A 19,063-nucleotide genomic window follows, 5' to 3' on the forward strand; every position below is an offset into this window, starting at 1 on the left:
ATGAATAATTTAGAGTGTAAAATAATAGATATTATTAAGGCATTTAATGATGAGATTCCAACAGATGTAAATGAAGATTTATTGCATGGAGGTTATATTGATTCATTTGATATTGTAAATATAGTGGCTGATTTTGAGGCGGATTTTAAGATTGAAATCAAACCGGAGGACATAGTGCCAGAGAATTTTAATACTATAAGACATATGGTAAAAATGATGGAGAGATATTGTGAGTGATGGTAGGATAATTATTTGTTTGACTGATAATTGATTGAACTGGTTGGTGCTTTTTTTGATGTGTGTAATTGTTATGTGCTTTTGCATGTATTGAATATTTGATGTTATCGATATTTTGTAGTCGGTTATTATAGAAAAGGTTGTATAAAAAGTTGTCTGGCTCTGATGTTTTTAGGGGTAGTTTTACTGCTGCCAATGTGGTGCTTGAATGAGCATAAAGCGTTGGATGATGGTACATATAAATATGCACTCTTGTGGCTATATACGGGGATGTTTGTGGCTTTTATAATGTTGTTTTCATTTGGGATGATTGACTATCCGTATTTAAATGATTTGAATATTGAAGTAGTAGACGTTGAATCTAATATTGGGAATATGACTGTCCAAAGTATTGTTCTATATTTTACGATGTTAGGATATGTTGCAAATTTGACATATTTTCAAATGCCAATTAACGATAAAATAAATCTGTTGATTAGTAATGCTGGGTGGATGATGCCTCTTCAAATAATTGTTATTGTCAGTATGGTGGTTTTGATGTTTTTTGCAGTGCCTAGGTTGGTGAGGGGACTGTATAAAGATTTTTTTGCTTAATACACAAATGAAAACATATGGAATATCTTAGGTGTAGATTGTTAGTTGATATAACTGATATTTTTAAGGATGAAATAAGTGGATTCGGATTGATTATGCAGCTTTGAGGAGATCGTTGTTATGAGGATTACTGATGTAAAATTAACGAATTATACTGTATTTGAAGATATGCCAATGTCTTTTGCCCCAGGGATAAATATTTTTATTGGCAAGAATGGTACAGGCAAGACTCATTTGATGAAGCTGCTGTATTCTGCAGGAATGTGTGCGAATGGACGCATAACTTTCCCGAATAAATTGGTGCGCACGATGATGCCTTTGGACTGGCAAATCAGCAGACTTGTAAGCCGACATCGTGGTAATCGTTCGGCTGATATACAGATTACAGCTATTGGGGATGCCCCTTCGGCAAAGGCACAGTTGAAGATGAATTTTCATGCCAAAACGAAAAAGTGGGAAGCTGACGTGTTTGGTGTGGAAAAATGGGAGAAGCTTTTTGCATCAGACAGTATGGTGTTTATTCCTGCAAAGGAAGTGCTATCGAATAATTACAATCTTTCAGCTGCTGTAGAACGCGGTAATGTTCGATTTGATGATACGTATCTGGATATACTCAATGCTGCTAAGGTAGATATCAGTGTGGGTAGAGATGCGAAAGATAAGAGCAGGATGCTGAAGGATATAGAAAAAATGTTAGGTGGCAAGGTCTTATATGATGCCAACAAGGACACTTTTTTCTTGAGGGTAGCTGGTTCTAAACAAGAATTCAGTCTGGTCTCTGAAGGAGTAAGGAAGCTGGCTTTGTTGTGGACTTTGGTAAAAAATGGTGCGGTGGATAATAATTCTGTTTTATTTTGGGATGAACCGGAGGCGAATATTAATCCATCATCGATTCCAATCATCACAAACTTATTGTTGGCATTGCAACGAAATGGTGTACAGGTTTTTATTTCCACCCACGATTATTTTTTGAGTAAGTATTTAGATGTTAATAGCAAAGACACTGATTCAGTGAAGTATCATTCGTTGTATTATGATGGTGGACAGTTATGTTGTGAATCATCTGAGCAATTCACGTTATTGAAGCATAATGCAATCATGGAAACGTTCGTTTCTTTGTATCGTGATGAGGTGGAGGCAGCTTTTTGATGAGTAAGGTGATTACGGAATCTGAGGTTGATTTTGGCCCGTTTCAAGAGGATGATTTATTTCATATTGAAGAATCGCAGTTGTATCAATCGTTGGGGGCTGGGCTGAAAACAGTAGAGTTTATTTTTTTGAGGAATGAAGGGAAGAATATAGTACTGTTAGAAGCAAAGAAAACATGCCCCAATGAAGAGAACAAAGAGGAATCAGAGGAAAAGAGAATCAAATATGAAGAATATTTTGCGGATATTACACAAAAAGTGGAGGATTCTGTGAATGTGTTCATTGCAGCTATCTTGGGGAGATATCCTGATAAGGAAGAGCTGGGACACAATTTCTATGATAAGGTACATATGAGATTCGCAAAGTTAACATTTGCTTTGGTGATAACCTCTCCTGAGGCAGAAGAGGCATGGATGATGGGACCAAAAGCAGAGTTGGAACGAAGATTATTGCGACTGAGAAAAATATGGAAACTAGACATTGTAGTAATAAATCGCACAACTGCGCAGAAACGAGGCTTGATTAGCGTTTAGAGTCAAGATCGTTTGTTGATTGGGCGTAGCAGGAATAGTACGTTTTCGGTTATCGTTAGTCATCTGGGATGTTGGAGGTCAAGGAATGTTTTCGTGGTTTTGGGCAGGATTACAGCAGGATATCAAGCTGGTACTTTTGGCTCCGGCGGTTTGTGCGCTTTTTCGGCTGGCGTTCATATTGGTTTATGGGCCGAAGAAGAGTCCTGCGGGGGAGTGGCGTAAGTGGTTTACATGTTTCCGCTATGGTTTTTGGTGGGGCATGGATTTCAATGCTTATGTGTATCTGTATCTGCTGGTGCTGGTTTCATTACCGGCGGCATTCATACCGGCGTATCATGCTCTGAGCGACACTGTGCGTCTTGTGGGGGTGACGGCGTATCTGGTGGTCTTGTATACGGCCTTTATGGGAAAGATGATCTTCTATTATCATTTCCATGATACTTTCAATCCGACAATGAAGCTGGGACGTAATGCAGATAAGAAGAATTTCATCGATATCTTCTTCAATCAGAATCATGGTACATGGATCCTTCTCGGCTACATTCCCTATACCTGGCTGAGCTGGCAGGCAGGCAGCTGCCTGCTTCAGCTGCCGAGCCTGCCATATCTGTCCTTTTCGTCGTCATGGTTGCAGTATGGGCTCAATACGGTAGTATTCTTGGCTGCGGTGCTGTTCTTTTATTGGCTGCGTTATGGCGGTACGCTGCGCCATCGTCAGAAACCAGAGTGGGATGAGGTCCCGCCAATCGTTAAGGATGATATGTTCATGGGCAAGGCTACGGTGGATGACCTGATTGCCTTTGAGCTAGCGTGCAAGCGTAAGGTCAGTGAGGCGCTTCAGCATACGGATGATGAGGCTCTTGAGGTTTTGCAGCCAGTCCTTTCCTCAAAGCAGCTGTTTTCGGAAAGCATGTGGGCACCTTTCAAGCATCAGGCAAAGGGGCCTAGGATCAGCAAGCCCAAGCATATCTTTTTCCTCTTGGCTGAGAGTCATGGACAGGCTCCCTTTGATGCTCCCTATGGGTATCTGAATCTGATGGCAGCAAGCTGTCGTTACCGCAGCCAGGCGCATACGGTGGTTATGGATAATTTCTTGCCTGCGGGCATGATTTCCCAGCCGTCACTGGTCAGTCTGCTGGCTGGTATCTATGATGCAGATATGGAACTCAACGAGAACAAGGCGTTCTGGTACGGAAATATCCCTATATCGCTGCCATTGCAGTTGAAACGGCTGGGGTACCGGACAGAGTTCTGGTATGGTGGCGGCCTCAACTGGGGCAGCTTGGAGCATTTCGTGCCAGCCATCGGGTTTGATGCCTGGCATGGAGGCCCGGACTTCTGTCCGCAAGGCTCACCGAAGACTTGGCTCGGTGTCTACGACCATATCTTCCTTGAGCAGGCCGCGAAAATAATCCGGAAGGAGGATGTGGAGCAGCCGGTGTTCCATTTCCTTTATACGACGTCTAATCATGGCCCGTATAATATGCCCTATGCTGAGTATGGATTCTCGGCAGGAAAGGTCATGCCCGATGCCCCGGAGGCCCTGCTGAAACATGGCAAGATGATGAAACAGATGGCTGGTATCTGGTATGCGGATCAAGCACTGATCAAGTTTGTCGAGGAGATGCAGACGGCATATCCGGACAGCCTGTTCGTTGTGACTGGTGACCATACCACGGGGCTTATTCCGTTCCAGTGCGGTGTGGTTGGCCGCACGGAGCCGAATCTGCGTGAGCGGGTATTGACGTCCTTTGCCATGTCGCACCCCGAGCTTACTGCGGACATGCTGGCAGGGAATACGATTGGCGGTCATATGAACATCATGCCGACGCTGTTTGAGCTCATTGCACCGGCAGGCTTTACGTATCATTCGATTGCCAGCTCGCTGACGGAGCCTGTCGACCATGTCGTCACGCCGTATTGCTGGATGACACGCGATTGGATTGGTGATTATCGGGATGGCTTGTCACAGCAATTGGCAGTCTCGGAAGGATTGCTGCCATTTGCGCGTGACGGCGAGCAGTTCCGTGCGGAGCGCGATGCCTGGTGCGAGCTGACTGGTTGGCTGGTGCGCCATCCGGAACTGCTCGATGATGCCGGGCGCGGGCAGATGGTATGATGTGACTATGAGATTTGTTGTGGTTGGTGTATAATAGGTTTTGGCCCGGTGCTTTTGGCGCCGGGCTTTTGCAGGTAGTTTACAGAATCAAGGATTAGGATAGGAGAAGTAAAGTATGCAGGTTTCGGTGCTGGCCAGTGGCAGCAAGGGCAACGCGGTCTATGTGGAGATGGATGGATGTCGGCTGCTTATCGATGCAGGTATCAGTGCGACGCGGATCAAGAAGGCTCTTGCGGCACTGGATGTGGATGCGGCGACCCTTGACGGCGTGCTGATCACCCATGAGCATCGCGACCATATTGCAGGGCTTACGACGCTGTCGAAGTGGTATCATCTGCCCATCTTCACGCGGCGGGCAACGTTTGAGCATATGAGCTGCCGGGCGCAGCTGCCAGCTGAGTGCCTTTGTCCGATTGAGGATGGTTTTCGGCTGAACGGCGTGCAGGTTATGCCGTTTTCTACCTCCCATGATGCAGCTGACCCCGTGGGCTATCGCATCCAGGGCTCGAAGTGCATGGCGCTGGCGACGGATCTCGGTTTCGTGACGGCGAGCGTGCAGGCGGCGATTGACGGCGCTGACGTACTGGTGCTTGAGGCGAATCATGATCCTGAGGTGCTGAAGAATGGCTCGTATCCGTGGCCTCTCAAGCGGCGCATCCTGTCGAACCGCGGCCATCTGGCCAATTCGGATGCGGCCTGGGCGCTGGCACGGCTGCGCAAGCAGCCTGAGAAGGTTTTCCTCGCGCATCTGTCGGAGGAAAACAACAGGCCGGAGCTGGCGAAGGACACGGTACAGGGAATCCTTTCCCGTCAGGGCATTGCCATCGACTTTGCGGTGACGAGCCAGACGGAGACGGTGTCGATGATGTGATTCTAATTTGGAGGGATTTTTATGAAATCGTTCTTTCATGTAAATAGCAGCAAGAAACAGAAGAATATTATCGGAGCTTTGCTGATTGCCATGTCGGTAGTCTCGTTCTCGGGCTGCTCGGCGGGAACTTCGGCGGATAATACAACGTCGTCGGGAGCGGCTGCGGTAGCGCAGCAGACAGCGGCTAATGAAGCGAACCTGTCGGATGCGCGCAACACGCCAGTGGTGCGCGCGGCCAAGGCAGTGGGGCCGACGGTGGTCGGCATCACGAACAAGGCCATTGCCCGTGACTGGTTCAACAATCCTGTGGAGACCGAGGGCGTGGGCTCAGGTGTCATCTTCAAGAATGATGATGGCAAGAGCTATATCGTGACGAATAACCATGTGATCAGCGGTGCTAAGGAAATCATCGTCTCTTTGTCAGACGGCCGCAGCCTCAAGGGCAAGCTGGTCGGTGCTGATGAGATGACGGATCTGGCAGTTGTACGTGTGGACGACGGCAAGTTGCCAGCAGCAGAGTTTGCGGATTCGGACAAGATCGTGGTCGGCGAGCCGGCCATTGCCATCGGCAATCCGATGGGCCTGGAGTTCCAGGGCAGTGTGACCAGTGGCGTCATCAGTGCCCTGAACCGCACCCTTGACATCAGCGACAAGCGCGTGAAACTCCTGCAGACCGATGCGGCCATCAACCCGGGCAACTCGGGTGGTGCTCTGGTCAATGCGGACGGCAAGGTCATCGGCATCAACAGTGCCAAGGTCGCTGCCAATGGTGTCGAGGGCATGGGGTTTGCCATCCCGACGAATACGGTGCAGAACGTCATCGATGAGATCATGAGCAAGGGCTATGTGGCCCGTCCGTATCTTGGCGTCACGGTCTTCGATCCGCAGACGGCTGGCCGCTATGGCTATCAGCTCAACATCGACAAGGGCGTCTATGTATTCCAGCTCACCCTTAACGGCCCGAGCGGCAAGGCTGGCCTGCAGCGTGGTGACATCATCCTGAAGCTCAACGGCGAGGAGACGAACAGCGTCTCAGATCTGCGCGCCAAGATTGCCGAGCATAAGGTCGGCGATACGGTCAAGGTGACGTACGACCGCAATGGTGCCGAGCGCACGGTGGACGTGGTGCTCGAGGAAATGCCGCAGGATAACAAGTAATGAAGATTACGATTGTCTGTGCAGGCAAGATCAAGGAAAAATATCTGAGTGTGGGCATCGCAGAGTTCATGAAGCGTTTGCGGCCCTTTGCTCAGGTGGAAATCAAGGAAATCCACGAGGAAAAGATGCCCGATGAGCCATCGGCTGCTGAGAAGGAGCAGGTGCTGGCCAAGGAGGGCGAGAAACTCCTGCGGCTCGTACCCGCGGGCAGCTATCTGTTCGTGCTCGATGTGTACGGCAAGGAAATGCCATCGGAAAAGCTGGCGGAGAAGATTGACCAGCTCGGTATCCAGGGGCGCAGCAATATCACGTTCCTGATTGGCGGTGCCTTTGGCCTGTCCAAGGAGGTGCGGGCGGCTGCCGATGAGAAGCTCAGTTTCTCGCAGCTGACGTTCACGCATCAGATGGTACGGCTGCTGCTGGTCGAGCAGATTTACCGCTGTTTCAAGATCAATCGTGGCGAGAAATATCATTGGTGAGGAAAGCCTTCCCCTGCGGGGGAGGGCTTTTGTTCTTGGTGTTGTTCCACGATGTTTTGTGGTATGATATAAATGTCGTTTTTGTTATTTTTTTTCGTGAGACGGCAGGGAGGAATTGTCGCTATGCGGAATCTATATATAGGACTGGGGTTGTTGTTCCTGGCAGCTGGCGCTTATTGGGTCAGCGGGGATTTCCCGCGGCTGGGGATGGCGGCGTTGTTTGCAGGCGGCTGGTCGCTGGTGCAGGGGCTGCGTGCCGGGCGTGAAAGCGAGGAGCGCCGGCTGCGGACGGAGGATCTTTCCACGGAGCTTGCGCAGGCGGCTGAGGCTGGCTGGCAGAAGGCACTGGCAGACTATGACCGCATCGAGAATGTGCGGCGGCAGATCCACGATGTGGAGCTCAGCCGTCAGCTCACGACTATCCAGCAGGAGTCCTCAAGCATGCTGCGCTATCTGGAAAAGCACCCCGACCGTGTGCCAGTGGCGCGCCGCTTTATCGACTACTACCAGGACAGAGCGGCAAGCCTCAGTGAGGAGTTCTACGAGCTTGAGCAGACGCGGCTCGATACGGAGCAGGTGCGGCAGGTGCGCACGCGGCTCAAGGAGACGCTGGCGGCATTCGATGAGGCCTATGCGGCGGAGTTCGAAAAGGTCATGGGGCCGCAGCTCATGGATATGGATGCCGAGATGACAGTGATGCAGCAGCATTTCGAGTCCGAGGGCATTGTTGACGATCCCGGCCGGTCACAGGGGAAAGCGCAGCAAACAGCACAGCCCCAGCGGCCGCGGCAGGATATCCCGTTTTCCAGTACCAAGGGGCGTGCTGGCCGCATGAAGGGCGGTCATGGCAGCTACAGCATTGTGCCGCCAGCTGTGCGCGGCGATGTCGTCAAGGAAAAGATCATCATGAGCCTGCTGGCCATATTCCTTGGCTGCATCGGTGCCCATAAGTTCTATCAGGGCAAGACCTTTGCGGGCATCATGTATCTGGTGCTGTTTTGGACGTTCCTGCCGGGATTCATCGGCTTTATCGAGGGCGTCCGCTACCTGTTCATGCCCGTTGATGATTTTTATGAGAAGTATTACCGCTGATTTTTGAGGTGATGACGATGGATATCAATCTGGAAGATCTCATGAAGGCTAAGAAAGAAACAGAGGGCGCTAAAGCGCCGGTGGCAGTATCGAGTGAGGAGCTCACGGCTCAGGTCGAGCAGCAGACCTTGCAGTTGACGCCTGAGGAGCGGGCGCAGGCTGACAAGATCAAGGAAAGCCTTGATCTGACCGACTCGACGGCGGTGCTGAGTTTCGGTGCACCGGCCCAGCAGAAGATTGCCGAGTTTGCCGATGGCGTGCTGACACAGGTCCGCACGAAGGACAGCGGGCCGGTTGGCGAGCTGCTCGGCAGTCTTGTGACCGAGGTGCGCGGCCTTGAAGGGCATAAGCCTGGCGGCCTTTTGGGCAAGCTGCCTTTTGTCGGCGGTTTCGTGAGCAAGGCAGAGGATATCAAGAATGGCTACGACAAGCTTTCGGTGCAGGTGGATCGCATCCAGGGCAGTCTCGAGCAGGCTAAGGTCAAGATGATGAAGGATGTCGTCCTGTTCGACAAGCTCTACGATGAGAATCTGGCCTACTTCAAGCAGCTGCAGGTCTATATCCAGGCCGGCGAGGAAAAGCTCACGGAAATGCGTGAGGTGACCCTGCCGAAACTGCGGGCGCAGGCGGCTGCGGCCAATGACCCGATGGCGGTGCAGGTCGTGGCTGACTTCGAGGGCAGCGTCGAGCGGTTTGAGAAGAAGGTCCACGACCTCAAGATCAGCAAGACGATTGCCATCCAGACAGCGCCGCAGATCCGCTTGATCCAGAATAACGACAAGGCCCTCATCGATCGTGTGCAGACGGCTATCTACAGCACGATCCCGCTCTGGAAGAACCAGATGGTCATTGCGCTGGGCCTGTCGGCGCAGCAGCAGACGCTGCAGATGCAGCGAGCTGTGACCGATGCGACCAATGAGCTCCTGCGCCGCAATGCGGAGCTCTTGCAGCAGAATACGGTGGAGACGGCCCGGGAGAATGAGCGTGGTGTTGTCGATATCGAGACGGTGCGCGAGGTCAATGAGAAGCTTGTGGCAACCATTGAGGAGACAATCAAAATCCAGCAGGAAGGCCGGGCAAAACGGCAAGCGGCTGAGGCCGAGCTGGTACAGATAGAGGGGCGTCTGCGTGAGACTCTGCTGAGGAGCAGCGGCCGCCGGGAGTGATAGACGGGAATGAATAAGAGACGGTACACGACACAAAAGCATATTACCTGGCTGGCGATGCTGATGCTGGTCGTGTTGGGCGTAGTCGTCCTGCGCTATGGATGGCTGCAGCTCGTACAGGGCAATGAGCTCTCAGAGCGCATGAAGAACCAGGTCGGCCATGATTATGCGATCCAGTCGCCGCGCGGTGCAATCCTTGACCGCAATGGGCGGGAGCTGGCGGTCAGCACGATGACCAAGTCCCTCTATGTGGATCCCAACCATGTGGAGGATGCGGCGGTACTGGCGTCTGATCTGGCGTCGGTACTGGACAAGCCGGAGCAGGAGATCCTTGACGACATCAATGTCGGTGGTGGTTTTGTCTGGGTGAAGCGGCGCATGGAGCAGTCGGAGTACGAGGCTGTGCGCAAGCTGATTCGCGAGAAGTCGTATCAGTCATGCCTGGGCTTCCGCGATGAGGCCAAACGCTATTATCCCAACGATGCCTTGGCGGCTAATGTGCTGGGCTTTGTCGGCACGGACGACAAGGGCCTCGATGGTGTCGAGCAGGCCTTGGATGGCCTGCTCAAAGGCGAGATCAAGGAAAAATATCTGACGACGGATCGTCGGGACCGGCCAATCCTTGACTCAATATTCATGAGCAATCGCCGTTATCGTGGCGATTACTGCAAGACCGTCGAGCTCACGATTGACAGCGGCATCCAGTTCATCGTCGAGCAGGAGCTCGACCGTGCCGTGGCTGAGAATAATCCGAAGTCCATCACTTGCGTGGTCATGGATCCGAAGAGCGGTGAGGTCCTCGCGATGGCCTCGCGGCCATCGTACAACCCGAACAAGTTCTGGGATTATCAGCCAGAGGTCTGGAAGAACCGCGCGGTATCCTTCATCTATGAGCCGGGCTCGACCTTCAAGTCCGTGGTAGCTGGTGCAGCACTGCAGGAGAAGGTCGTAACGCCGAATCAGGTCTTTGTGGATCCAGGCTATGTCATGGTATCGGGACGCCGCATCCAGAACTGGAGCGGTACGAGTTTCGGCACGGTCACCTTCACTGACGTCGTCAAGCAGTCGCTGAATACTGGCTTTGCTCAGGTCGGCCTGCGTCTTGGTGCCGAGAAGATTACCGACTATGCTAAGAAGTTTGGGTTCGGTACGGCAACGGGCATCGATCTGCCGGGAGAGGAGAGCGGCATCCTGTTCGAGCCGGAGAACATGCGTGACTCGGATATCGCGACGATGTCCATCGGCCAGAGTATCGCCGTGACGCCACTGCAGCTCGTGACGGCAATGTCAGCTATTGCCAACGATGGCGTGCTGCTGCATCCGTATATCGTCAAGTCCGTCCGCAATGCCGACGGCTCGGTCTACGAGGAGCGGCAGCCCCAGGAGGTGCGTCGCACGATCGAGTCGGCGACTGATAAGACGCTGGTGGGGCTCTTAGAGCAGGTCGTTGCCAGCGGCGGCGGCCAGAAGGCGGCGGTCAAGGGCTACCGCATCGCCGGCAAGACTGGTACGGCCCAGAAGATCCGTGAGGATGGTGCAGGCTATATGGAAGGGCGCTATATTGCTTCGTTCTGTGGCTTTGCGCCGGTCGAGGATCCGCGGCTCACGGTCTTGGTCATGATCGATGATCCGAGCACGGGCAACTACTATGGCGGCCAGATTGCAGCACCAGTGGCGGGGCGCATCTTTGCCCAGCTGTTCCGCTATATGCACATCGCGCCGTCAAGCGATCCCTTTGCCAATATGGAGCCGTCAAAGACTGCACCGCAGCCCAAGCCGGTCAAGCCATACGACGGCGAGGTGCCTGAGGGCAAGATCGTGATGCCTGACTTCACGGGCAAGAGCCTGCGCGAGGCAGCCAAGATCGCCAGCGATAAGGGGCTGAGCTTTACCAGCGAAGGATCGGGTTATGCGACGGGGCAGAGCATCCCGGTAAATACGCTGGTCGACCAAGGGACAGGCGTCGTGGTGTACTTCAAGCCCGATTAGGGAAATACATAGGAATATGATACATATGAGTCCGTTGACACAGGTAAGTGTCAGCGGACTTTTCTTATGGAAAATTGCAGTTTGTTTGCTTAGTACGAGATTACAATAAGCGTGATACAGCTCAGCTTGGGTGAGGGTGGGTGCACTTTTTCTTCGCTCCGCTAAATGACCCGCGCTGATAGGTTGTACGTATTTAGGGACATGCGCCGGGCAGGCCGGCGGCGCGCCAATACATCTTGGCGTTCTAGTTTATACCTACCGCGTGCCATCCCTCACTGCGTTCGGGCAATCGCTCCGTCTACGAAGAAAGTGTACCCACCCTCGCCCTCCGATATGTTGGAATAAGCCTGCTCCGTTCCGGCGATAGGCCACGAATTACATCGATGTGCTTGTTACGGGAGAAACGATTCGTACAATCTCAGATTTCCGTTGCCAAAGGGGCGAACGGGGTAGTGCTCTTTTCTGTCTGGAGCGACTGTCCTGCGCAGCAGGACTGGGCCGTAAGCGCATAACCTAGAAAGAACTATGTACGTCGCGACCTGGTAACGGGAGCAGGTAACTGAGTCCGTAGAGCTAGCCGTACGGTCCATTCAGCGGAAACAGAAAAAGTACTACCCCGTGAACCCCGAGCTGCGTATTTTCAGGGGTTCTTCCCGCACGCACTGACAGACAAACTGCAATTTTATGGACTCAAGGAATGTGATGTGTTTGCCTGGGAAACTTTCTGTAAAATATAATTTTCACAATTAATAGGAAACAGGATATTTTGAATGTGAGTCGAATAGAGTAAGTGTATATCGATAGACGGGAGGAGAGCAAATGAAACAGGAACAAGGTCTCGTCGTCGAGGTCTATGACGGGCTGGCGAAGATAAAAGTCGGTCGCCATGCAGAGTGCACGAGCTGCGGCGCGTGCCCGTCAAGCCGTCAGGTGATGGTCGAGGCGGTCAATAGCCTTGGGGCCCAGCCCGGTCAGCGCGTGCGCTTTGCACTGCAGGAGCAGGATGTGCTTGTCGGTGCATTTGTCGTGTTCGTGCTGCCGCTGCTAGGTGCAGGGCTTGGTGCTGTGGCTGGCTGGTGGCTGGCGCCGTCTCTGTCTTTGCCAGAGGCACAGGGGAGCGTGGGCGGCGCGGTTATAGCGCTGGTGCTGGCCCTGGCCTTTGTGCGCTCCTTTGACCGCCGAGTGGCCAGACGGCAGGAGATGAAACCCGTCATCGTCGAAATCCTGACGGATTGACGCGTAGATTGCGAAAGCTATGAGGTGATGTTGATGTTCAAGAGTTTTTGGGGGGGAATCCATCCGCAGGACGGCAAGGCGCTGGCCAAGGATAAGCCCATCGAAGTGATGGCGCCACCGGCAGAGCTTGTCGTGCCGCTGAGCCAGCATATCGGTGCGCCGTGCGAGCCCTGCGTGAAGGTTGGCGATATGGTAAAGCGCGGTCAGCTTATCGGTACGAGTCCGGCGTTCATGCATGCGGATATCCATGCGCCGGCGGCCGGCAAGGTCGTGCGCATCGAGGAGCGGCCGCATTCGGGGCGCATCAGCTGCCTGTCGGTGGTCATCGAATGCGATGGCACTGACGAATGGGCTGACGGCTTGCCGCTTGCTCGTGACTGGCAGGCGATGACGGATGCGGAAATCCTCAGCGCTATCCAGTCGGCGGGCATCGTCGGCATGGGCGGTGCGACCTTCCCAGCACATATCAAGCTGAACCCTTCTAAGCCCGTGGATATCTTGATCCTCAATGGTGCGGAATGCGAGCCGTATCTGACGGCAGACTACCGGCTGATGCTGGAGGAGCCTGGGCGCATCGTGGAAGGTGTGCAGATACTGGCCCGCGTGCTCGGCGTCAAGCGCAGCGTCATCGGCATCGAGGACAATAAGCCGGAGGCTATTGCGGCGCTGGAGACGGCCTGTGCTGGTACGGATATCGAGGTCAAGGCGCTCAAGACGAAATATCCGCAGGGCGCCGAGAAGATGCTCATAAAGGTCATCGCGGACCGCGAGGTACCGATGGGCGGCCTGCCGATGGATGTGGGGGCTGTCGTGCAGAATGTGGGTACTGTGGCGGCCATCGACGATGCGGTGGTGCATGGTCTGCCGCTTACCGAGCGTGTGACGACGGTGTCCGGTGATGCGGTGGCTGAGCCCAAGAACCTGCGCGTGCGCATCGGCACGAAGTATAGCGATGCGATCGCGTTCTGCGGCGGCCTGCGCGAGACGCCGGATAAGCTCATCGCTGGCGGCCCGATGATGGGCATGGCCCAGGCGACGGATGAAGTGCCCATCATGAAGGGATCGTCAGGCATCCTCGCGCTGACGCGCAAAGTCACCGGGCATGGCCCCGAGATGAACTGCATCCGCTGCGGGCGCTGCGTCAAGGCCTGCCCGATGGGGCTCGTGCCGAGCATGCTGTCAATCCTTTCCGAGCGGCAGGACTTTGCGGCCTGCCGGGATGAATACGGACTCATGAACTGTGTCGAGTGCGGCTGCTGCACCTATGTGTGCCCGGCCAAGCGCAATATCGTGCAATACATCAAGAATGCGAAGGGCTTTGTGCGGGCGGAGATGGCCAAAGCCAAGGCCAAGGCTGATGCAAAGAAGAAGGAGGGCGATGGGAAATGAGTGAGACGCGCTACACGATTTCTGCCTCGCCGCATATCCGCGACGATGAGACGATTTCCCATATCATGTGGCAGGTCAATGCGGCACTTTTGCCCGCAGCCCTGTTTGCCATCTGGTGGTTTGGTTTCCCCGCACTTATCAATATGCTTGTGGGTGTCATATTTGCCGTAGGCGCTGAGTATGTCTGGCAGCGCGCGCTCAAGCGGCCGGTTACGGCCTTCGATGGCAGTGCCTGCATCACGGGCCTCCTGCTGGCGATGTCGATGTCGCCGCTGCTGCCGCCGTATATGGTGGCTATCGGCTCGGTGCTGGCTATCGTGGTGGCCAAGCAGTCCATGGGCGGCCTGGGATTCAATATCTTCAATCCGGCGCATATTGGCCGGGCGGCGCTGATGGTTTCCTGGCCAGTGGCGATGACGACCTGGTCGAAGATGCAGGACATGAGCGCCGGCGTCGATGCGATGACGAGTGCGACGCCCCTCAACATCCTCAAATTGCAGGGCTATGATGCGCTGGTGAATACCTTTGGTGGGCAGGCGACCATGTACTGGCATATGTTCGTCGGTACGCGCAACGGCTCCCTAGGCGAGACCAGCACGGTGCTGCTGCTCATCGGCGGCCTCTATCTGATTGTGAAAGGCTATGTGAATTGGATCGTGCCAGCGGTCATGATTGCAACGGTGGGCGTGCTGACCTTTGTATTTGGGCCGGCAGGACTGTTCACGGGGGATCCGCTGTTTCATATGATGGCGGGGGGCCTTATGCTCGGTGCGTTCTTCATGGCCACCGATATGGTCACGATACCGATGACGGTCAAGGGGCAGATTATCTTTGCCGTAGGTGCTGGTGCAATCACGGTGCTGATCCGCCTGATTGGCGGCTATCCAGAGGGGGTCTGCTACTCGATCCTGCTGATGAATGCGGTGACGCCGCTTATCGATCGTTTCACGAAAACGCGGATTTTTGGCGCAGGGGGTGACAAATGATGGCTGAGGAACATTCGATTGTGAAGATTGCCGCCAATCTGGCCATGGCGTGTTTCATCTCAGGCGTCGTCATCGGTTCGGTCTACTATGTGACTGCACCGGTGGCTGCCCAGAAGGCTGAGCTCATGCGGCAGGAGTCGATGAAGTCATTGGTTCCCGATGCGGAGGATTTCCAGCCGGTTGACGGTCATGAGGGCTGGTTTGCCGCACAGAAGGGGGGCAAGACCGCTGCTTATATCGTGCCGAGCGAGACCAAGGGCTATGGCGGCACCATCAAGCTGCTGGTGGCGGTCTCTGCCGATGCGAAGGTCATCGACTACAACATCCTCGAGCACAATGAGACGCCGGGGCTTGGCGACAATGCACAGAAACCGGCTTTTCGCGGGCAGTTTGCAGGCAAGAGTGCTGCGGAACTGACGGTCACGAAGAATCCTGCCGACAAGGAGGCCATCCAGGCCATGACAGGTGCGACCATCTCCTCGCGGGCTGTGACCAAGGGCGTCAAGCAGGCCGTTGAGGAAGTCGCGCAGCTGACGGGAGGGAAATGATATGAAGGAACTTTGGCAGATCTTCAGCAAAGGGCTCGTGGCGGAGAATCCTATCTTCATTCTCGCCTTGTCCCTGTGCCCGGCTCTGGCCGTCACGACAACGGTCATCAATGGCTTGACGATGGGCCTTACGGTCACCTTCGTCATCACGACGAACAATGTGGTCGTCTCGATCGTTCGCAAGTGGGTAAATCCCAAGGTGCGTGTGCCGGTCTATATCACGTCGATTGCCACGATCGTCACGGTGGCGCAGCTCGTGCTGCAGGCCTATTTCCCCGAGCTGTACAAGGCCATGGGCATCTATCTGGCGCTGGTCGTCGTCTTTGCGATCATCCTGGCGCGCGCCGAGGTCTATGCCTCGAAACATGGCGTCGTCAAATCCTTTGCTGACGGTTTTGGCATGGGCTGCGGTTTCACGCTGGCCATGCTGATCATCTCGGTGATCCGCGAGCTCATAGGCGCGGGGACAATCCTCGGCATGCCGGTGTTCGGCGAGGGCTATGAGCCCATGCTCATGATGGTATTGCCGCCGGGGGCCTTTATCCTGATCGGCTATCTCGTCGCGGCGACCAAGACCTGGAACAAACATGTGGAAGAACGGCGGGCGCGGGAAGCGCGCCGGCTCGAGGCAATGAAGGGGGCTGAGTCGTAATGGCAGAATATCTTACGTTGTTCATCGGCGCGGTCATCGTCAACAATTTCGTGCTGACGAAATTCCTCGGCCTGTGCATCTTCTTTGGTATCTCGAAGAATCTCAGCGCCTCGGTGGGCATGGGCATGGCTGTGACCTCGGTCATGACGATGAGCTCCATCCTGGCCTGGATTGTCTATTTCTTTGTGCTGCAGCCGCTCGGGCTGACCTTCCTGACGACTATCGTGTTCGTCGTGCTGACGGCAAGTTTCGTGCAGCTCTTGGAGCTCATCATCAAGAAACAGGCGCCGGCCCTCTACAACATGTGGGGCATCTACCTGCTGCTGATCGCGACGAACTGCATCGTGCTGGCTGTGCCGCTGCTGAACGTCGAGAACAGCTACAGCCTCATGAAGAGCATCGTCTTTGCCATCGGCTCAGGTCTCGGCTTTGCCGTGGCCATCATCCTGATGGCGAGCCTGCGGGAAAAGCTCGCCTATGCTGACGTACCCAAGCCCCTAGAGGGCATCGGCATTGCCTTCATCTTAGCTGGCATGCTGTCGCTGGCTTTCCTGGGCTTTTCGGGGATGTTATAAAGGCCTTCTCCAAGGAGAGGTGCCACTAGGAGGTACTCTATGAACACAGCAATCATGATAATCGTCGTGCTCGTTGGCGTCGGCGCTTTCTTCGGGATCGTGCTCGCGCTGGCAGACAGGAAATTTGCCATGGAGGTCAATCCGCTGATTCATGAGGTGGAAGACATCCTGCCCAAGGGGCAGTGCGGTGCCTGCGGCTTTGCAGGCTGCGCCAAGTATGCGGAGGCTGTCGTCGAAGATGAGTCGGTGCCGCCGGATCTCTGCGTGCCGGGCAAGGCGGCGGTAGCCGCTAAGGTAGCTGAGCTCACGGGCAAGAAGGCCGGCGCATCTGAGCCGAAATACGCACATCTGAAGTGCCGCGGCACCAAGACGGCTGCGGCTATGGCCGCAAATTACGAGGGCGTGCCTGACTGTGCAGCGGCAAAGCTCATCCAGGGCGGCCCGAAGGGCTGCAAGTATGGCTGCATCGGCTTTGGCAACTGCGTCAGGGCCTGCCCCTTTGGGGCGCTGTCGATGGGCGCTGACGGCCTGCCTGTGGTCGATAAGGCAATTTGCACGGGCTGCGGCAAGTGCGTGGCAACCTGCCCGCAGGCCCTGCTTACCTTGCAGACCTTCACGGCCCCCGTGCAGGTCGAATGCAGCTCCCACGATAAAGGTCCTGTGGCCAGGAAACTCTGCCAGAATGCCTGCATCGGCTGCGGGCTCTGCATGCGCAGCTGCACGCAGGGGGCTATCACCATCGACCGTTTCGTGGCCGTGGTTGATCAGTCAAAGTGCCAGGACTGCCTGGAACCCCTTTGCCTGGCCAAGTGTCCGACCAAGGCAATCCAGAGCCTCGTGCAGCGTGAGGAACGCGCGGCTGTGGTATAATGAAGGTATCATATACGATAAGGACTGATTGGATGAATGTAGAAACGGAAGAATTGCTTGATTTCATCGCCGAGTGCCCGACGCCTTTCCACACGGTGCAGGCAAGCGCGACGCGGCTGCGGCTGGCAGGCTTTGCCGAGCTGTCGCTGACTGAGCCTTGGGAGCTTCGTCGGGGCGGCAAGTACTTTGTGACGGTTTACGACTCGACCCTGCTGGCTTTTGTCGTGGGCGAGACGGAGGGACCACTGCGGATAACGGCGGCCCATACGGACTTTCCATGTTTCCGCATAAAGCCGCAGGCCAGCATCGTCAAGGAGAAGTGCGGCCTGTTGAATGTCGAGAAATACGGCGGTCTTATCCTGCGCTCGTGGCTTGACCGGCCGCTTTCTTTGGCAGGCAAGGTCGTCCTGCGCGGCGAGGATGCATTCAATCCGGAAATCCGGCTCGTGGATTTCGAGCGTCCGCTGGTGACAATCCCGAGCCTGGCCATCCATATGGACCGCGAGGTCAACGACGAGGGCAAGCTCAATGCCCAGACTGATATGCTGCCGCTGGCGGCAGCCTTTGCCGCGGCAGGGAAAACTGCTGATGGGGGCGAAGAAGAGGCGGGGGAGGACAGCGAGAAGGAATTCTTTACAAAATGGCTGGCCGCCGAGCTGGAGGCGTCAGCTCAAGATATCCTTTCCTATGAGCTGTCGGCTTATCCTGTGGAGCATGGTTGTGCACTGGGGCTGCGAGCTGAGCTTGTTTCGTCGCCGCGCCTTGATAACCTGACATCGGTGCAGGCCTGCCTTGACGGCATCTGCGCGGCTGATGCGGCAGGCCGGGGGCTGAGTCTTACCGCACTGTTTGATAACGAGGAAGTCGGCAGCAATACCAAGCAGGGAGCAGGCTCGGCTGTGCTTATGCAGGTGTTGGAGCGCAGCTATGCTGCCTTGGAGCTTCCTAAGGAGCAGCTTTTTACCGATATCGCCGCGGGCTTTATGCTGTCCGTGGATGTCGCCCATGCCGTGCATCCGAATCATGTGGATAAGGCTGACCCTGTCGTGCATCCGGTGCTGGGCGGCGGCCTTGTCATCAAGCAGGCTGCGAGCCAGTCGTATGCTGGTGATGCCGAGGCTGTGGCAATCGTGCGCGGTCTCTGTGAGGATGAGGACATCGCGTGGCAGCAGTTCGTCAACCGCAGTGACAGCCGTGGCGGCTCGACTCTTGGTTCGATTGCCTCGGCGCTGGTACCGATGCGGACGATGGATGTAGGTGTGCCAATCCTTTCGATGCATTCAGCGCGTGAGACGATGGCTGGTGCCGATCAGCAGGCCCTCGTGCGCCTGCTCCAGCGGTTCTATCGGGGATAGTATAAGATGGAAACGATGTGTGTATTGTATACAGATATACTTTACATACATCGTTTTTTTTTATG

19 protein-coding genes are annotated in these 19,063 nt (G+C 54.7%); all 19 read left to right on the plus strand.

Annotated elements, in window-relative coordinates; genetic code table 11:
* The 19 genes from BM322_RS07800 to BM322_RS07895 all read left to right on the plus strand — a co-directional run bounded on the left by BM322_RS07800 (position 1) and on the right by BM322_RS07895 (position 18,998).
* Positions 1-237, plus strand: coding sequence for an acyl carrier protein (locus tag BM322_RS07800; RefSeq protein WP_075429409.1), 237 nt, complete (start codon positions 1-3; stop codon positions 235-237).
* A gap of 222 nt (positions 238-459) precedes the next feature.
* The gene (locus BM322_RS07805; protein WP_143102208.1) at positions 460-831 is read left to right on the plus strand and encodes a hypothetical protein; all 372 of its coding nucleotides are present in this window, start codon (positions 460-462) and stop codon (positions 829-831) included.
* A gap of 120 nt (positions 832-951) precedes the next feature.
* Positions 952-1,980 carry an ATP/GTP-binding protein gene (locus tag BM322_RS07810; protein WP_075429412.1) on the plus strand — a complete coding sequence of 343 codons (1,029 nt, stop codon included), beginning with the start codon at positions 952-954 and terminating at the stop codon, positions 1,978-1,980.
* Entirely contained in the window at positions 1,980-2,513 is a 534-nt protein-coding gene (locus BM322_RS07815; protein WP_075429414.1) for a hypothetical protein, read from the plus strand. The genes BM322_RS07810 and BM322_RS07815 overlap by 1 nt, the downstream gene beginning before the upstream one ends.
* A gap of 85 nt (positions 2,514-2,598) precedes the next feature.
* Entirely contained in the window at positions 2,599-4,632 is a 2,034-nt protein-coding gene (locus BM322_RS07820; protein ID WP_075429417.1) for an LTA synthase family protein, read from the plus strand.
* Positions 4,633-4,747: 115 nt separating this feature from the next.
* On the plus strand, positions 4,748-5,503 hold the full coding sequence (locus tag BM322_RS07825) for an MBL fold metallo-hydrolase (RefSeq protein WP_075429419.1): 756 nt from the start codon (positions 4,748-4,750) through the stop codon (positions 5,501-5,503).
* 21 nt (positions 5,504-5,524) lie between these two features.
* Entirely contained in the window at positions 5,525-6,661 is a 1,137-nt protein-coding gene (locus tag BM322_RS07830) for a S1C family serine protease (RefSeq protein WP_075429421.1), read from the plus strand.
* Positions 6,661-7,140, plus strand: coding sequence for a 23S rRNA (pseudouridine(1915)-N(3))-methyltransferase RlmH (gene rlmH, locus BM322_RS07835; protein WP_075429424.1), 480 nt, complete (start codon positions 6,661-6,663; stop codon positions 7,138-7,140). Before BM322_RS07830 ends, rlmH begins: the two co-directional genes overlap by 1 nt.
* Before the next feature lie 123 nt (positions 7,141-7,263).
* A complete protein-coding gene (locus tag BM322_RS13690; RefSeq protein WP_218154612.1) occupies positions 7,264-8,232 on the plus strand; it encodes a 5-bromo-4-chloroindolyl phosphate hydrolysis family protein in 969 nt (322 codons plus the stop codon).
* Positions 8,233-8,249: 17 nt separating this feature from the next.
* Positions 8,250-9,398 (plus strand): toxic anion resistance protein, encoded by a 1,149-nt coding sequence (locus tag BM322_RS07850; protein ID WP_075429426.1) that lies wholly within the window; start codon positions 8,250-8,252, stop codon positions 9,396-9,398.
* A 9-nt stretch (positions 9,399-9,407) separates the two neighbouring features.
* Entirely contained in the window at positions 9,408-11,387 is a 1,980-nt protein-coding gene (locus BM322_RS07855) for a penicillin-binding protein (protein WP_075429428.1), read from the plus strand.
* Between the two features lie 819 nt (positions 11,388-12,206).
* Positions 12,207-12,623, plus strand: a complete 417-nt coding sequence (locus BM322_RS07860; RefSeq protein WP_075429430.1) for a SoxR reducing system RseC family protein — start codon at positions 12,207-12,209, stop codon at positions 12,621-12,623.
* 33 nt (positions 12,624-12,656) lie between these two features.
* Positions 12,657-14,012 carry an electron transport complex subunit RsxC gene (rsxC, locus tag BM322_RS07865; protein WP_075429432.1) on the plus strand — a complete coding sequence of 452 codons (1,356 nt, stop codon included), beginning with the start codon at positions 12,657-12,659 and terminating at the stop codon, positions 14,010-14,012.
* A complete protein-coding gene (locus BM322_RS07870; RefSeq protein ID WP_075429434.1) occupies positions 14,009-14,998 on the plus strand; it encodes an RnfABCDGE type electron transport complex subunit D in 990 nt (329 codons plus the stop codon). The genes rsxC and BM322_RS07870 overlap by 4 nt, the downstream gene beginning before the upstream one ends.
* The gene (locus BM322_RS07875; protein WP_255449356.1) at positions 14,995-15,546 is read left to right on the plus strand and encodes an RnfABCDGE type electron transport complex subunit G; all 552 of its coding nucleotides are present in this window, start codon (positions 14,995-14,997) and stop codon (positions 15,544-15,546) included. Before BM322_RS07870 ends, BM322_RS07875 begins: the two co-directional genes overlap by 4 nt.
* Position 15,547: 1 nt before the next feature.
* Positions 15,548-16,198: an electron transport complex subunit RsxE gene (gene rsxE, locus BM322_RS07880; protein WP_075429437.1), complete on the plus strand. Its 651-nt coding sequence runs from the start codon at positions 15,548-15,550 to the stop codon at positions 16,196-16,198.
* Positions 16,198-16,773, plus strand: coding sequence for an electron transport complex protein RnfA (locus BM322_RS07885; RefSeq protein ID WP_075429439.1), 576 nt, complete (start codon positions 16,198-16,200; stop codon positions 16,771-16,773). The genes rsxE and BM322_RS07885 overlap by 1 nt, the downstream gene beginning before the upstream one ends.
* A 39-nt stretch (positions 16,774-16,812) precedes the next feature.
* The gene (gene rnfB / locus BM322_RS07890) at positions 16,813-17,643 is read left to right on the plus strand and encodes an RnfABCDGE type electron transport complex subunit B (RefSeq protein WP_075429441.1); all 831 of its coding nucleotides are present in this window, start codon (positions 16,813-16,815) and stop codon (positions 17,641-17,643) included.
* 32 nt (positions 17,644-17,675) lie between these two features.
* Positions 17,676-18,998: a M18 family aminopeptidase gene (locus BM322_RS07895; RefSeq protein ID WP_075429443.1), complete on the plus strand. Its 1,323-nt coding sequence runs from the start codon at positions 17,676-17,678 to the stop codon at positions 18,996-18,998.
* Positions 18,999-19,063: the final 65 nt, after the last annotated feature.

The organism is Selenomonas sp. GACV-9 (assembly GCA_900116485.1).
Lineage (GTDB): Bacteria > Bacillota > Negativicutes > Selenomonadales > Selenomonadaceae > Selenomonas_A > Selenomonas_A ruminantium_G.

Excerpts from the sequence above, each read along its gene's own strand:
- BM322_RS07800 (WP_075429409.1), top strand. The coding sequence starts at position 1 with ATGAATAATTTAGAGTGTAAAATAATAGATATTATTAAGGCATTTAAT.
- BM322_RS07810 (WP_075429412.1), top strand. The coding sequence starts at position 952 with ATGAGGATTACTGATGTAAAATTAACGAATTATACTGTATTTGAAGAT.
- BM322_RS07815 (WP_075429414.1), top strand. The coding sequence starts at position 1,980 with ATGAGTAAGGTGATTACGGAATCTGAGGTTGATTTTGGCCCGTTTCAA.
- BM322_RS07820 (WP_075429417.1), top strand. The coding sequence starts at position 2,599 with ATGTTTTCGTGGTTTTGGGCAGGATTACAGCAGGATATCAAGCTGGTA.
- BM322_RS07825 (WP_075429419.1), top strand. The coding sequence starts at position 4,748 with ATGCAGGTTTCGGTGCTGGCCAGTGGCAGCAAGGGCAACGCGGTCTAT.
- BM322_RS07830 (WP_075429421.1), top strand. The coding sequence starts at position 5,525 with ATGAAATCGTTCTTTCATGTAAATAGCAGCAAGAAACAGAAGAATATT.
- rlmH (WP_075429424.1), top strand. The coding sequence starts at position 6,661 with ATGAAGATTACGATTGTCTGTGCAGGCAAGATCAAGGAAAAATATCTG.
- BM322_RS13690 (WP_218154612.1), top strand. The coding sequence starts at position 7,264 with ATGCGGAATCTATATATAGGACTGGGGTTGTTGTTCCTGGCAGCTGGC.
- BM322_RS07850 (WP_075429426.1), top strand. The coding sequence starts at position 8,250 with ATGGATATCAATCTGGAAGATCTCATGAAGGCTAAGAAAGAAACAGAG.
- BM322_RS07855 (WP_075429428.1), top strand. The coding sequence starts at position 9,408 with ATGAATAAGAGACGGTACACGACACAAAAGCATATTACCTGGCTGGCG.
- BM322_RS07860 (WP_075429430.1), top strand. The coding sequence starts at position 12,207 with ATGAAACAGGAACAAGGTCTCGTCGTCGAGGTCTATGACGGGCTGGCG.
- rsxC (WP_075429432.1), top strand. The coding sequence starts at position 12,657 with ATGTTCAAGAGTTTTTGGGGGGGAATCCATCCGCAGGACGGCAAGGCG.
- BM322_RS07870 (WP_075429434.1), top strand. The coding sequence starts at position 14,009 with ATGAGTGAGACGCGCTACACGATTTCTGCCTCGCCGCATATCCGCGAC.
- BM322_RS07875 (WP_255449356.1), top strand. The coding sequence starts at position 14,995 with ATGATGGCTGAGGAACATTCGATTGTGAAGATTGCCGCCAATCTGGCC.
- rsxE (WP_075429437.1), top strand. The coding sequence starts at position 15,548 with ATGAAGGAACTTTGGCAGATCTTCAGCAAAGGGCTCGTGGCGGAGAAT.
- BM322_RS07885 (WP_075429439.1), top strand. The coding sequence starts at position 16,198 with ATGGCAGAATATCTTACGTTGTTCATCGGCGCGGTCATCGTCAACAAT.
- rnfB (WP_075429441.1), top strand. The coding sequence starts at position 16,813 with ATGAACACAGCAATCATGATAATCGTCGTGCTCGTTGGCGTCGGCGCT.
- BM322_RS07895 (WP_075429443.1), top strand. The coding sequence starts at position 17,676 with ATGAATGTAGAAACGGAAGAATTGCTTGATTTCATCGCCGAGTGCCCG.